This window comes from Caulobacter sp. ErkDOM-E (genome assembly GCF_048541895.1).
Lineage (GTDB): Bacteria > Pseudomonadota > Alphaproteobacteria > Caulobacterales > Caulobacteraceae > Caulobacter.
Genome location: NZ_CP183331.1, coordinates 3,148,222 through 3,162,159 on the forward strand (window position 1 = coordinate 3,148,222; position 13,938 = coordinate 3,162,159).

A 13,938-nucleotide genomic window follows, 5' to 3' on the forward strand; every position below is an offset into this window, starting at 1 on the left:
CGACGCCCGGCGCCGAAAACGTGCTTCGCAGAAGAACCTAGTCGTGATGGCGTAACGCGCAATGGTTCTCGAATTATCTTTGCGTCACGCCGGAGGTGCTTCTTGCGGGGTCTTTTCGGCGCAATCGTGGCCTTTGTCTTCAAGCAGGGCCGCAAGCCGCGCTTCCTCTTCGGAAGACAGGCCCTCGGCCTCGTCCGGCTCGACCGCGCCGTCTTCGCGCCGCCGACGCAGAAGCGTCGCCATCAGCCCGCCGCCGACAACCAGAATCCCCAGGGGAGCCAGCCACAGCGCGAGGTTGCCCGGCGAAAACGGCGGCTTGAGCAGAACAAACTCGCCATAGCGCGCCACCAGAAACGCGCGGACCTCGCGATCGCTGCGGCCTTTGGCGATCTCCTGCCGGACGACGCCCCGCAAGTCGGCGGCGAGGTCGGCCTGCGAATCGTCGATCGACTCGTTCTGGCAGACCAGGCAGCGCACCTCGCGGAACAGCACCCGGGCGCGAGCCTCCTGCGCCGGATCGGGCAGGCGCTCATTGGGTTCGGATGCGGCGGCCATGCAGGCGATCGCGGCCAGGGCGACAATCACGGCCCGCAGCCGCTTCATGCCCGAGCCTCCGACGCCTTGCGCCCGACGCCCAGCCGCAGCCGGCGGTCCGACAGCGACACCGCGCCGCCGATGGCCATCAGAAGCGGCCCCAGGAAGATCAGCCGCACCCACGGATTGACGTAGGCGCGCACCAGCCAGGCGGGCTTGCCGCCCTCCCCGGCCCGGCGCTCGCCCAGCACGATATAGAGATCGTCCAGCCCCTTGGGGCAGATATGGACCTCGGAGGTGGTCTGACCGCCGGTGGGATAGAAGCGGCGCTCGGGCTGCGCCTTGCAGACCACCCGGCCTGCGGCGTCGGTGATCCGCACCAGGCCGCGCTCGGCCAGATAGTTGGGGCCCTCGACCGTACCGACCTCCGTCAGGGTCAGGGTATAGGCGCCCAGCTTGAACGACTGGTTCAGGCTCAGGGCCTGGGCCTGCTCGACTCGCCAGGCGGTCTCGAATGAGGCGCCCAGCACAAAGACGCCCATGCCGGCATGGGCCAGGGTCGTGCCCCAGGCCCCGCGCGGCAGGCCGATGGCGCGCCGCCAGACCTCGGCGATCGGGGCGCGCAGGACTTTCAGCCGCTCGGCCAGCTCGACCAGCGCCCCGCCGATCAGCCAGAAGCCCATGGCGACGCCGGCGCTGGCCAGGGCCTTGCGCGGGGTGACGACGGCGTAGGTGACCAGGCCCAGCAGGGCGGCGGCGGCCAGGGCCACCCACAGGCGGCGCATCACCGCCGAGGCGTCGCCGCGCTTCCAGGCCAGCAGCGGTCCGGCGGGCAGGATGGCCAGGGCCAGCAGCATCAGCGGCGTGAAGGTCAGGTTGAAGAACGGCGGGCCCACCGACACCGCCTCGCCGTCGATGGCCTCGCGGATCAGCGGATACAGGGTGCCCAGCAGCACGGTGGCTGTGGCGGTCGACAGCACGATATTGTTGAGCACAATGGCGCTCTCGCGGCTGACCGGGGCGAACAGGCCGCCGGAGTTCAGGGCGGGCGCGCGCAGGGCGAACAGCATGAAGCCGGCGCCCGCAGCGACACCCATCATGATCAGCAGCAGGACGCCGCGGGTCGGGTCGACCGCGAAGGCGTGGACGCTGGTCAGCACGCCCGAGCGCACCAGGAAGGCGCCCAGCATCGAGAAGGTGAAGGCCGACAGGGCCAGGAACACGGTCCAGCCCGGCAGGGCGCCGCGCTTTTCCATGACGATGGCCGAGTGCAGCAGGGCCGCGCCGATCAGCCAGGGCATGAAGCTGGCGTTCTCGACCGGATCCCAGAACCACCAGCCGCCCCAGCCCAGTTCGTAATAGGCCCAGAAGGCGCCCAGGGTGATGCCGATGGTCAGCAAGCTCCAGGCCGCCAGGGTCCAGGGCCGCACCCAGCGGGCCCAGGCCGCATCGACACGGCCGTCGATCAGGGCCGCCATGGCCAGGCTATAGACCACCGAGAAGCCGACATAGCCCGCGTAGAGGAACGGCGGATGCACCGCCAGGGCCCAGTCCTGCAGCAGCGGATTGAGCGAGCGCCCCTCGATCGGCACATCGCCCAGCCGGGCCATCGGGTTGGAGGCGAAGACGGTATAGGCCAGGAACATCACGCCCAGCGCGCCCTGCACCGCCACCGCATAGGCCCGCAGGCGGGGCGGCAGGCTGGCGCCGAACAGGGCCATGGCCGCGCCATAGCCCGTCAGGACCAGGCACCACAGCAGCATCGAGCCCTCATGGCTGCCCCAGGCGCCGGCCACCTTGAACAGCAGCGGCTTGGCCGTGTGCGAGTTGGCCGCCACATTGGCGACCGAGAAGTCCGAGGTCACAAAGGCCCAGACCAGGCACGCAAAGGTGATGGCGGTCGCCCCGAACGCCGCCACAGCCGCGCCGCGACCGGCCCCGGCCAGCATCGGCGCGCGCCGAACGCCGGCGACCGCCGACAGGCCGGTCTGCGCGACCGACAGGATCAGGGCCAGGATGAGGGCGAAGGCGCCCAGTTCAACGGTCATGGGGCGGTCTTGCCGTCATAGGCCGGCGGGCCGGAGCCCTCGCCGCGCCATTCGCCCTGTTCTTTCAGGGCCTTGGACACTTCGCGCGGCATGTAACGCTCGTCGTGCTTGGCCAGGACCTGCTTGGCGATGAAGACGCCGCTCTCGTCGAACGTCCCCTGCGCCACGATCCCCTGGCCTTCGCGGAACAGGTCGGGCAGGTCGCCGTGGAACTTCACCAGGGCGGTGGCCTTGTGGTCCGCCACCACGAACTCAACGTCGCCGCCGGGATGCTTGACCACGCTGCCGGCCTGAACCAGGCCGCCCAGCTGCACCTTGCGGCCGGCCGGCACCTTGGCCTCCTGGGCCTGGGCAGGCGTATAGAACAGCGAGATGGCGTCGCGCATGCCGTACAGCGCCAGGCCCACGGCCAGGGCCAGCACCGGCGCGATCGCCAGAAGGATGGTCAGGCGACGGCGCGCCTTGCGGGATTTCGGCCAGAAACTCATGGAGCGGTCTTCGGTTGCTGCGGGGTCTGAGCCGCCTGACGCAGGGCGGCCAGGACCTTGGGCTGGTCGGCGTAACGCTGACTGGCCGAGGCCAGGGCCGCATCGCGCTTGGCAGCCTCACCCAGCACCGCATAGGCCCGCACCAGCCGCACCCAGCCATCGGGATCGTCGGGCGAGGTCTTCAGGCGCGTGGCCAGGCCCTCGACCATGCCGGCGATCATGCCCTGGACCTGGGCGCTGTCTTCGGGCGCGGCCTCAGGGGCGGGAATGCCGCCGGCCGCCTCGACCTGGGCGATCTCGCGGTTCATCGCCCCGCGACGCGGATCATTGGCGGGCAGGCTGGCGGCCAGGGCGCGCCAGTCGGCCAGGCCGCCGGCCACGTCACCGTCGCCAATCCGGCCCCGGCCCAGGTGGTAGCGGGCCGACAGGCTGTTGGGGTCGATCTTGAGGGCTTCGCGGAAAGCCAGTCTAGCGTCGGGGCCGACGTCCCCGTTCGCCTCGGCCACGAAGGTCTCGCCCAGCCCGGTCCACAGGTCGGCGCGGCCGGGGGCCAGGCGCACGGCGCGGCGCAGGGCCTGCTCGGCGCCGGCCAGATCGCCCGAGGCGCTGCGGGCCAGGGCCAGGTGCTTGAGCGGTTCGGCGTCGTTGGGGCGCTGGGCGGCGATGGTCTCCAGCACGGCGGCGATGCGCGGCGGATCCAGCTGGGCCGGATCGGTGGCGCGCCACTGCTCAACCCGCTTGGCGTAGGGCTGATCGGAAAAGCCGGGCGAACCGATGAACACATAGACCGCCACGGCCAGCAGCGGCGCGACAGCGGCGGCGGTCACGGCCAGGCGGCGCGATCCTCGCCCATCGGGGGTCCAGGTCTCGGCGGTGTCGGCGGCGGCCAGCAGGCGACGGCCGGCCTCAGCCCGTGCGGCCTTGCGCTCGGCGGCGTCCAGCAGGCCGCCTTCGGCCAGCCGATCAATCTCGCCAAGCTGGCGTTTGTGGGCGTCCAGGTCGGCCGAGACGCCATCGGCGTCGCCCGCGCGCGCAGCGCTGCGCAGCATCAAGGCGCCGGCCGCAGCCGACAGCGCGGCCGCCGAGATCCAGAAAGCGATCATACGTCGCCTGTTAGCCGGGAATGCGCGCCGCCGTTAGCGAAAAAAGCGCTTAAGGGACCGATCAGGCCGCGATCGCGGCGGCGGCCCGGCGACGGACGATTTCGGCGGTCTTGTCGTCGCGGGTGTGGGCGATGAAGGCGGCGGCGACATCAAGATATTGCTGGGCCACGACAGGATCGCCGCCCTCGCCGGTGCGCGCCGCGTAGAGCACGTCCTCGATATACTGATCGAGACGCTTGTTGAGCTTTTCCAGGGCCTGGGTGCGCGTCGCGCCATAGCCGCTCTGGGCCGCGCAGGGCCGCAGGTGTTCGATGAAGACCAGGATGGCCGTGGCGCGACCCACCAGCGCCTCGTCCGGCGGCGAGGTCAGCTTGGCCACGCCCTTGCCGCCCTTCTTGCCCAGGATCGAGATCGGCTTGGTGGGCAGGGCCTCGCTCAGTTCCTTGTCGGCCGTGCTCATCCGCAGCTCGACGGCCTGGGCGATCTGCTGCTTGTACTTGCTCAGCCTGCGGCCCCACGGACCGTCCTTGGCGATGTTCACCGACTGCTCGAACTCGGTGATCTGCAGTGCGACCTGCTGGGCGGCCATGGCGGCCTCGCGGGCCAGCTTCTCGCCCTTGGCAAGATCGAAGTCGCGGATCAGGTTGATCGATGTGTCGATTTCGGCCAGCACGCGCTCGCCAAACGAGCTGACTTCCGACGCGGCCAGATAGCGGTCATTGGGCCGGTCCATGACCGCCGAGATCACCCGCAGGATCCGCCAGTCGTCGGGCAGATGGGCGGCCAGCATGTCAAACATCCGGGCCCCGGAATCCTCGCGGACGACGCAGGCGTCGCGATAGGCCAGACGCGCGGCGGCGGCGCGCTCGTCGCTCATCCGGCTGACCCATTCAGACAGCTTGGGCAGGGCGGTCCGAACGATGTGGCCGATTTCCAGGCAGTTGATCAGTTCGTCGGTCACGCCAAGACTGCGGGTAGCGTCGAACGCATCCTGTTCGGCGTCGCGCAGGCCGCGCGCGGCAAGGGCGCACAACTCATCAAAGACTTCTGGCGCGCCCTGTTCCAGATCCCACGGATTGCACTTGGCCGCAGCCTCTTCGACGCGCCGCGGCGCGATGGTCTTCAGCGCCTTCCAGAGGAAGGGCAGGACGCGCGGCGGAAAGCTGATCTGGCCGGGGCCGCGCGTCGCGCACATCGGCACGATGGGAGCCAGGATGTTGTTGCGAACGAATCGGTCGGTGGTCTCGTCCTCGACCAGCCCGCGCACCTGGGCCAGCCCACCCACGGCGCCGACGCTGGCCAAGGCCAGTTCCAGGCTGCGCAGGGCAGAGTCCGGCGCGGTTTCCACCAACATCCGAACGATCTGCAATTTATGCGCAGCGATTGCGGCCATGATCCCCCGCCGGATCGAAAAGACCGACAGCGTCAACCATGTTGGCAACGAGGTTAAGACTTTCCCAAACCCCTCAAAAAAGTCAGCGTTTTCCACACATCCCCAGATCGGGGAAAGGTCAAAGGCGCCAGAGGTTTAGCAATGCCGATAGAGGGCCGTTAAACACAACCGCTGCGACAGCTTGTCGCTAGGCTTCCGACCTGGGAAGATCCAGGCTGACGCGCAAACCGCCCATCGACGATTCCCCGAGCGTGACAGAGCCGCCATAGGCTCTGGCCAGTTCGTCGACGATGGAAAGACCCAGGCCCGAGCCCGGCGTTTGCTCGTCCATGCGTTGCCCGCGCTTGAGCGCATCGACCCAGCGTTCCGGCGGCAGGCCGGGGCCGTCGTCCTCGACCACCAGGGTCCAGCGGTCGGGGCTGGTGGGCGCGGCGACCACGCGGATTCGGGCCTTGCACCACTTGCCGGCGTTTTCCATGACATTGCCGGCCAGCTCCATCAGGTCCTGCTTCTCGCCCTGGAAGCACAGGTCTTCCGGACAGCGCCAGTCGATCTCGACGCCCTGCCCCTCTGACTTGTCCTGGAAGATCCGCTCAAGGGTCACCGCCAGCTCGTCCAGGATCGGTTCGACCGGCGTGCGCTCGCCGCTGGTCTGGGAGCGGGCGGCGGCGCGGGCCCGGCGCAGATGGTGGTCGACCTGATCGCGCATCACGTCAGCCTGACGGCTGACCACCTCGGCCAGGCTGCCAGGCTGCTGGCTGGCCTCGGTGATCATCACCGACAGCGGGGTCTTCAGGGCGTGGGCCAGGTTGCCGACATGGGTGCGCTGGCGCTCGACCACTTCCTGGTTGTGGGCCAGCAGGGCGTTCAGTTCGACGGCCAGCGGCTCCAGCTCTTCGGGATAGGTGCGGGTCAGGCGCTCGGCCCGGCCGCGGCGCACCGAGGCGACCTCGCGGCGCAGCTGGAACAGCGGGGCCAGACCCACCCTCACCTGCACCACCACCGCCAGGATCAGACCCCCGCCCAGCAGCAGCAGGGCCAGGGCGGTGATGCGGCCAAAATGGTCGGCGTCGGCGTCGATCGGCGAGCGGTCCTCGGCGGCGATGAACACCACCGGATCGGGATAGCTCGGCAGGCGGGCCTGGATGGCCGCGGCCCGCAGCGGCTTGTCCTGGGGGCCGCGCATGTCGAAATACAGCGTCCTGCCCGGAGCGGCGTCCAGCAGGTCGATCTGCTGCGAAGCCACCATCAGATCGCTGTCCCAAAGGGAGCGCGAGCGTTCGATGACTTTCAGCGAGCCGGCCCTGGTCTTGGCGAAGATCGTCCAATAGCGGCCCGAATAGGCCCGCGTGGCGCGAATGTCGGTCAGGACGGGAGCCTTGACCAATCCGTCCTCCACCTTCGACAACGCATAGAGATCGTCGGTCAGCACGGCCAGGGACTGGTCGAAGCGACGGATGGCGGCGTCACGGAACTGGGCGGTCAGGAACACGCCCGCCACGATCAGCACCACCGCGTTCCAGACGACAGCCAGCAGCACCAGCCGACGAACCAGCGAAGGCCGGCGCAGATCGATCACGCCCAGGCCTCCGCCCGGACCGTCACTCGGTCGCCTCGCCCTCCAGGGCGGTCAGGCGATAGCCCAGGCCGCGCACCGTCTCGATGCGGTCGCTGCCCAGCTTCTTGCGCAGTCGACCGATGAACACCTCGATGGTGTTGGAGTCGCGGTCGAAGTCCTGGTCGTACAGGTGCTCGACCAGCTCGGTGCGGCCGATCACCCGGCCCTGGTGCATGATCATGTAGTGCAGCAGGCGGTATTCCAGCGAGGTCAGGCGCAGGGGCTCGCCATTGACGCTGGCCCGGGCGGCGCGCGGATCCAGACGCAGGGCCCCGCACGACAGGCTGGGCGCGGCATGGCCGGCCGAGCGGCGCAGCAGGGCGCGCAGGCGGGCCAGCAGCTCTTCGGTATGGAACGGCTTGGCCAGATAGTCGTCGGCCCCGGCGTCGAAGCCGGCGACCTTGTCGCTCCAGGCGGCGCGGGCGGTCAGGATCAGCACCGGCGTGGCGACATTGCCCCGCCGCCAGCGCTCCAGCACCGACACCCCGTCCACCTTGGGCAGGCCAAGGTCGAGGATCACTGCGTCATAGGGCTCGGTCTCGCCCAGGAACTGGGCTTCCTCGCCGTCGCCGGCGTGGTCGACGGCATAGCCGGCGTCGCCGAGGGCCAGCTTCAGCTGGCGCGACAGGTCGGGATCGTCCTCGACGAGCAGGATACGCATGGAAGCAGAACCTTTAGTTGGCGCTGAGGATCTGGCCGGTCTCGGCGTCGACGATGAAGTCGATGCGGCGGCCGTCAGTGGTGGCCCACCGGACCCGATAGTTGCGCCCCTCAAGCCCGGCGTCCAGCACCCGGCCCGGCGTGCGGCGGCTGATCTGCTCGATCACCCGCGACAGCGGCACCAGCCGGCCCGACTGCACGCCGCCGCGCGCCTGGTCCGACTGGGCGCGCCAGTCGGCTCCCAGCGAGTCCGGGCGGCGCTGCGCCGACGCCGAACCCGGAAGGGTGGCGGCGAGCGCGGCGACGACGAGAAGGGCGCGGATCGGTTTCATGCGCTCAGATGTAAGGGACGGTGGCTGAATGGAGACTGAACAGACAGCTTATGCAGGGCGTGTGGCGTTCTGTCACGGATGGACCAGGCCGTAGGGCAAATCGAGCCCGGCCTTGCCCCGGACGGCTTCGTTCAGCGCCATGATCTGCTGTTCAAGCGCTTCCCGCCGTGGGCGTTGGCCTATTTCCGCTTGGGCGAATACGGCTTCTGCTCCCGCCAGGCCTGGGCGAACTTTTCCAGGTCGCTGTCGGGCTCGTCGGGCAGGGTCACCACCAGGCGCGCCAGCAGGTCGCCGCGCTTGCCCTTGGCGTCGACCAGGCCACGGCCCTTCAGGCGCAGGGTCGCGCCGCTGTTGGAGCCTTTGGGCACGGCCAGCATGACGGCGCCGTCGGGGGTGGGCGCCTCGATCTTGCCGCCCAGCACCGCGTCGGGCACCGAGATCGGCAGGTCCATGACCAGGGTCTCGCCCTCGCGGCGATAGATGGCGTGGGGCTTGATCGCCAGTTCGATCAGGGCGTCGCCGGGACCGGCGCGACCCGGACTGCCCTGGCCCTTCAGGCGCAGGGTCTGGCCTTCCTGGGCCCCGGGCGGGATGGTGACGTCGATGGTGCGGCCGTCCGAGAAGGCGACGCGCTTCTTGCCGCCGCGAATGGCTTCTTCCAGGTCGATGTCCAGCCGGGCCCGAACATCGGCGCCACGCGGCGCGAAACCGCCGCCGCCGGCGCCGCCGAACCCGCCGGCCGAGCCGCTGCGCGCGCCACGCCCCAGGATGTCGCCGAACAGATCGCCGAGGTCGATCTCGGGACCCTCACCGCCGCCACCGCCGCGCGACTGGAAGCCGCCACGATTGAAGCCGCCGGCTCCAAACGGACTGCCGCCCGCGCCGCCGAAGCCGCGCGCGATCTCGCGACCGTCGGCATCGATCTCGCCGGCGTCGAACTTCTTCTTCTTGACCGCGTCGCCTACAATATCGAAGGCGGCGCTGATCTGCTTGAAGCGGTCCTCGGCAGCCTTGTTGCCGGGATTGGCGTCGGGGTGAAACTGCTTGGCGAGCTTGCGGAACGCCTTGCGGATCTCGTCCGTCGTCGCGGTGCGGGAAACGCCAAGTTCCTGATAGGGGTCGCGCGCCAAGGAAGGTCCTCGAGAGTGATTGGATCAGTCTGCCCTCACTTAGGCCTTTCGCGGCGGCGCACAAGCGCAATGTTGCATTATTATCACAGCAACCTTGTCGTCGGCGCGCCCCAGCCGAGGCTGGCCGAGCCCTGAACCACCTCGACGGTCAGCCCGCCGGCCGATCCTGCGGCCAGATCGGCGACCCTCATGGCGGCCGTGTGGATGAAGGCCGGCGCGGTCAATTCCGCCTCGCGGACCACGATCGCGCCGTTCAGCACCCGCAGGCGCCAGGCCTCGACGGCTTCGCTGAGCGGGACCTCGCCCTCCCAGACATCGCCGCCCAGCCGGTCGCGACGGATCCAGCTGACCAGGCGGTCGCCGCCCGAGACGCGCACACGCAGATGCGCCGGGGCCAGCGGACGCAGGGCCCGGCCGCGCCAGGTCAGGCTGACATGGCTCATCGCCGGCCCCGAGGGCGGACCGCCGGCCGGCGCGGCGCGCACCATCAGCGGCGCCCCACGTTCGAACGGCGCGACCTCCAGCCGGACCACCGCCTCGTCCAGCAGAACCACCGGCGCGCCGGCCGGGATCGTCACTTCACTCGCGGCGCCGTCGCGCTGGCCGCGCAGCAGGCCCGACAGGGTCCAGACATCTTCGGCGACGATCTGCGCCGTGGTGAAACCGATCACCTCCCACGCGCCCGAGGGGGCCAGCACCGCCAAGGCGTTGTCGCCCGCCAGCACGGCGGCCAGCGTGCGGCTGGCCGGGGTCGCGCCCTCTAGGCGCACGGTCAGGCGGCTGGCGCGGTCCAGCCGATGCGGCGAGGCGGGCGGCAGGTCGGTCATGGTCTCGCCCAGGGTGGCGGGCGCAGAGATGCGGGCGCGGACCTTCAGGGTGTCGAGATCACCGCCGGCATGGATGTCGAACGGCCGCCAGGGCTCGGCGGCGGCGGCGACCATCGGCCGGGCGTCGTCGCTGCTGGCCGGCAGGTCGAGCACCCACAGCGCCGGCGGACCCACGGGCTCGCGCGGCGGGGCTGGGATCCAGTCGATGCGGCCGTCGAGCTCGGACCCGACGGGAACCGGCGCCAGCGTCGCGCGCGGGTGCTCGTCCAGATCCACCCGCGCCACGCGCCAGATCTCGCCGGCGAAGGTCACACGGTCGCCGGCTTCCAGCCGCAGGGCGGTCAGGGGCGAGAGGTGGACGACGGTCTCGCGTCGCGCCGACGCCGAGCCGTTCAGCATCCGCCGCCCGGCCAGTTCCGCCTCGGCGGGCGCCATGACGATCGGCGCGTCGGCGTCGGCCGTCCCCTGCCCGTCCTCGCGGCGGACGATCAGGGCGCCGGTCTGATAGTCTCGGCCGGCGTCGATGAAGCGCAGGCGCAGGGCCTGGGCGGGATCGACCAGCGCGCGGGTGGCGGTTGAGGCGGCGGGGCGATCCTCGGGCCAGGCCAGATCGGCCTCGTCGAGCGCGGCATTGGCCAGGCCGCTGTGCGCGATCAGCCGCGCCTCCCCGCCCCGCTCGACGGCGTCGAGGCCGAAGGCGGCGGTGAGGGGCGCCAGGGCGTCGCGCAGCCGCATGGGCCGATCGACCACATAGCCGACCACCGCCCCACTGGCCTCGCCCGGATCGAGCGTGACATCGGCCCGCGCGCCCAGGGCAGCGACCAGCTCGGCCAGCGGCGCCACGCCGGCGCGGCCGTTCAGCCAGTGGCCCAGCGGCCAGTTGGGGCCATCGCTCCAGACCTTGGCGCGGGCCGGAAAATCGGGGAATGGCCGGGCGTCCCAGCACCAGGCGCTGGCCGCCTCGATCATCGGCCCGCCATAGCTGGGCGAGAGCGGATTGGCGGCCGGGTCGGCGATCCAGTCCAGCACCGCCTCCAGCATTCGGCGCTGGCCAAATTCGTCGCGCGCGCCGGTCGAATAGGGCGGCAGATGACTCTCGGCGCTCTTGGGATCGACGAACAGGTTGGGCGAATTGGCGCCCTTGTCGACGGCGGGACAGCCGAACTCGGTCAGGCGGATCGGCTTGGAGCGCGGAACCCAGGCCGTGGGCGTGGCCGAGCGCACCCCGGCGGGCCGATCATGATGAGGTTGTGACCACCAGCTCTTCAGATCCTTGGGCCGGAACATCCACGCTTCGCCATGGGCGCCGTCGGTGATGGCGGTGCGGATCTGGGCGTCGCGGTCGGTCTGGCTGGCATAGTACCAGTCAAAGCCCTCGCCGCCGGTCAGGCGGGCGCGCAGATAGGCGGGGTCGTGCGGTCCCTCGAAGCCGGCCGCCGCATCCAGATGATCCTCGCCGTTCCGCCAGTCGGTGACCGGCGGATAGAAGTCGACGCCCACGAAATCGATGGCCGGGTCGGCCCACAGCGGATCGAGATGGAACACCGCGTGGCCGCCGCCCGGCTGATGGCCGAAATACTCGCTCCAGTCGGCGGCGTAGCCGATCTTGGTCCCTGCCCCGACCATGCCGCGCACATCGGCCGCGAGCGTCCCGAGGGCACTCACCGCCGGATAGCTCCCGCCCGCCCCGCGCACCGTGGTCAGACCGCGCAGCTCCGAGCCGATCAGGAAGCCGTCCACGCCGCCGGCCAGCTGAGCCAGCCGCGCATAGTGCAGGATCATCCGCCGGAAGCCCCAGCCGCTGCCCGAGAAGCTGGGCAGGCCGTCGCTCTCGCCCACCTGTGCCGGCGTCGCCCCGCCAAAGAAGGCCGCGACCTGCGACGCCGCCGTCGCCCCGCCATCGGGTGAGCCCGCCTGCCCCGGCGCGGGATGGCAGGTGATCCGCCCGCGCCACGGATAGGCGCCCTGCCCCGCGCCGCCATAGGGATCCGGCAGGCTTGATCCCTCCGGCACATCCATCAGCACGAATGGATAGAGCGTCACCTTCAGCCCGCGCCGCTTCAGCTCGGCGATGGCCTGCAGCACCGAGCGGTCCGACGGCGTGCCGCCATAGGCCGGGCCGCCGTCGTGAATCGAGATGACGTGGGCGTCGCCGCGATCCACGCCGCCCGCGCGCCAGTCGTAAGGGATGGTCGCCTTGAACGCCTGATCGACGCCCGGCTTGATTTGGCACGACCCGCAGCGCAGGTCGGTCCCGAACCACGAGACCACCAGGGTCACGTGATCCACCTGCGGCAGCTGGGCCTGCAGCTGGTCCAGCGACACGGCCAGATCCGGGCGTCCTTCGGCGTTGTTGACGTTCTCGGCCGTGGTGCGGGTGATGCCGTCGCGGCGCAGCACGGCGTCGGTGGCGTAGACGAACTCGCCCGCCCCGGGGATCAGGCACACCCCCTTCAGCCGCGCCTCCAGCCCCGTGGCCGACCCTGGCCGGCGGAACACCTCGAACGACAGCTGCGGCGGGCGATTGCCGAACGCCTCCAGCGGCAGGTCCTCAAACACCACATAGGCCAGCCCCCGATAGGGCGGCGCGGCGCCTTCGACGGCCTCGATCAGCGGATCGGGCGCCTGGTCCTCGGTTCCGCGATGCAGGCGCATCGTCACGCCGGCCATGTCCATCACCTTACCGTCCGCCCAGACCCGGCCGATCCCGTCGATGGGTCCCTCGCCCACCGCCACGGCGAATGACAGGCTGTAGGCATAGGCGGCCGTCTTCTGGCCCTTGCTCCCACCGACGCGGCCCTCGATCCGGCGCTCGCGGAAACGGGCGGCCCAGATCACATGGCCGCCTACCCGGCCGCGTCCGAACACGCACGGGATCGCCGCGCCCTCGGCGGCGCCGGTAACGCGCAGTTCGGGGATGCGCGGCCCCAACTGGCGAGCCGGCGACAGGGCGCCGAGCACCGCATTGTCGACCGCCCGGCCCAGCATCGCGCCGACGAAACCGCCGACGGGACCGCCCAGGGCCGCGCCGACGGAGGAGAGGATCACCTGGGCCATCTAGGGGGCTCCGAGTTCTTTGGAATTGATATTTCGATCCGCTCTTCCCGGCGACCCGAAGGGCGGCGAAGCCAACGCCGGGACCCAGATTCATCCAGAGCGGCTGGGGATGAAGCGCCTTCGAACGGAGCCAAAATCTCAATCGCTCTGGGTTCGATCTGGGCCCCGGCCTTCGCCGGGGAGAGCGGGATTTTTGGCGGTGGCTGCGGAAACCGAAACACCGCCACCAGCCGCTCGCGCCACCACCGCCCGAGCCAGCTCTCGACGCAGGCGCGGCCCCAGTAGGCGTGGATCATGCGGTCTTCAGCGGACAGGATCGCGCAGTGCTTGGCCATCGCGCCGGGCTCCATGCGGAAGACCAGCACGTCGCCGGGGCGGGCGTCGGCGGGACGCAGCGGGACCAGCCAGCGGCTCAGCGCCTCCAGCAGGATCTCGCAGCTGCCCAGCTCGGCCCAGTCAGGCCGGTAGGGCGGCGGGCTTTCAGGCTCAGCGCCATGCAGGGCGCGCCAGACACCCCGGACCAGGCCCAGGCAGTCGCAGCCGACGCCGCGCAGGCTGGCCTGATGGCGGTAGGGCGTGCCCAGCCACTGGCGGGCGATGGTGAGGATAAAGTCCTCCCCCTGAAGGGGGAGGCGGTCCCCGACTTGATCGGGGGCCGGCGGGGGAAGACCGCAATGAGTCAGCAGCACTTCCCCCTCCGTCGGCCCGAACGGGCCGACACCTCCCCCGCTAGGGGGAGGACTTGGAA

Annotated in this window: 11 protein-coding genes; all 11 read right to left on the reverse strand. The window is 70.5% G+C overall.

Features of this window, described 5'->3' with window-relative positions; genetic code table 11:
- Positions 1–84: 84 nt before the first annotated feature.
- Entirely contained in the window at positions 85–603 is a 519-nt protein-coding gene (locus ACN2C7_RS15495) for a cytochrome c-type biogenesis protein (RefSeq protein ID WP_419317989.1), read from the reverse strand.
- Positions 600–2,582 carry a heme lyase CcmF/NrfE family subunit gene (locus tag ACN2C7_RS15500; protein WP_419317990.1) on the reverse strand — a complete coding sequence of 661 codons (1,983 nt, stop codon included), beginning with the start codon at positions 2,580–2,582 and terminating at the stop codon, positions 600–602. The genes ACN2C7_RS15495 and ACN2C7_RS15500 overlap by 4 nt, the downstream gene beginning before the upstream one ends.
- Positions 2,579–3,070, reverse strand: coding sequence for a cytochrome c maturation protein CcmE (gene ccmE, locus ACN2C7_RS15505; protein ID WP_419317992.1), 492 nt, complete (start codon positions 3,068–3,070; stop codon positions 2,579–2,581). The genes ACN2C7_RS15500 and ccmE overlap by 4 nt, the downstream gene beginning before the upstream one ends.
- Positions 3,067–4,173 carry a c-type cytochrome biogenesis protein CcmI gene (ccmI, locus tag ACN2C7_RS15510; protein ID WP_419317994.1) on the reverse strand — a complete coding sequence of 369 codons (1,107 nt, stop codon included), beginning with the start codon at positions 4,171–4,173 and terminating at the stop codon, positions 3,067–3,069. The genes ccmE and ccmI overlap by 4 nt, the downstream gene beginning before the upstream one ends.
- A gap of 61 nt (positions 4,174–4,234) precedes the next feature.
- Positions 4,235–5,566, reverse strand: coding sequence for a hypothetical protein (locus tag ACN2C7_RS15515; RefSeq protein WP_419317996.1), 1,332 nt, complete (start codon positions 5,564–5,566; stop codon positions 4,235–4,237).
- Positions 5,567–5,753: 187 nt separating this feature from the next.
- Positions 5,754–7,151 (reverse strand): ATP-binding protein, encoded by a 1,398-nt coding sequence (locus ACN2C7_RS15520; protein ID WP_419321485.1) that lies wholly within the window; start codon positions 7,149–7,151, stop codon positions 5,754–5,756.
- A gap of 16 nt (positions 7,152–7,167) precedes the next feature.
- The gene (locus ACN2C7_RS15525; RefSeq protein ID WP_419252136.1) at positions 7,168–7,845 is read right to left on the reverse strand and encodes a response regulator transcription factor; all 678 of its coding nucleotides are present in this window, start codon (positions 7,843–7,845) and stop codon (positions 7,168–7,170) included.
- A 13-nt stretch (positions 7,846–7,858) separates the two neighbouring features.
- Entirely contained in the window at positions 7,859–8,176 is a 318-nt protein-coding gene (locus ACN2C7_RS15530) for a PepSY domain-containing protein (RefSeq protein WP_419252137.1), read from the reverse strand.
- 179 nt (positions 8,177–8,355) lie between these two features.
- Positions 8,356–9,306, reverse strand: coding sequence for a DnaJ C-terminal domain-containing protein (locus ACN2C7_RS15535; protein WP_419317998.1), 951 nt, complete (start codon positions 9,304–9,306; stop codon positions 8,356–8,358).
- 83 nt (positions 9,307–9,389) lie between these two features.
- Positions 9,390–13,190, reverse strand: a complete 3,801-nt coding sequence (locus ACN2C7_RS15540) for a baseplate multidomain protein megatron (protein WP_419318000.1) — start codon at positions 13,188–13,190, stop codon at positions 9,390–9,392.
- Positions 13,178–13,879 carry an NlpC/P60 family protein gene (locus ACN2C7_RS15545; RefSeq protein ID WP_419318002.1) on the reverse strand — a complete coding sequence of 234 codons (702 nt, stop codon included), beginning with the start codon at positions 13,877–13,879 and terminating at the stop codon, positions 13,178–13,180. Before ACN2C7_RS15545 ends, ACN2C7_RS15540 begins: the two co-directional genes overlap by 13 nt.
- Between the last annotated feature and the right edge of the window lie 59 nt (positions 13,880–13,938).

Excerpts from the sequence above, each read along its gene's own strand:
- ACN2C7_RS15495 (WP_419317989.1), bottom strand. The coding sequence starts at position 603 with ATGAAGCGGCTGCGGGCCGTGATTGTCGCCCTGGCCGCGATCGCCTGC.
- ACN2C7_RS15500 (WP_419317990.1), bottom strand. The coding sequence starts at position 2,582 with ATGACCGTTGAACTGGGCGCCTTCGCCCTCATCCTGGCCCTGATCCTG.
- ccmE (WP_419317992.1), bottom strand. The coding sequence starts at position 3,070 with ATGAGTTTCTGGCCGAAATCCCGCAAGGCGCGCCGTCGCCTGACCATC.
- ccmI (WP_419317994.1), bottom strand. The coding sequence starts at position 4,173 with ATGATCGCTTTCTGGATCTCGGCGGCCGCGCTGTCGGCTGCGGCCGGC.
- ACN2C7_RS15515 (WP_419317996.1), bottom strand. The coding sequence starts at position 5,566 with ATGGCCGCAATCGCTGCGCATAAATTGCAGATCGTTCGGATGTTGGTG.
- ACN2C7_RS15525 (WP_419252136.1), bottom strand. The coding sequence starts at position 7,845 with ATGCGTATCCTGCTCGTCGAGGACGATCCCGACCTGTCGCGCCAGCTG.
- ACN2C7_RS15530 (WP_419252137.1), bottom strand. The coding sequence starts at position 8,176 with ATGAAACCGATCCGCGCCCTTCTCGTCGTCGCCGCGCTCGCCGCCACC.
- ACN2C7_RS15540 (WP_419318000.1), bottom strand. The coding sequence starts at position 13,190 with ATGGCCCAGGTGATCCTCTCCTCCGTCGGCGCGGCCCTGGGCGGTCCC.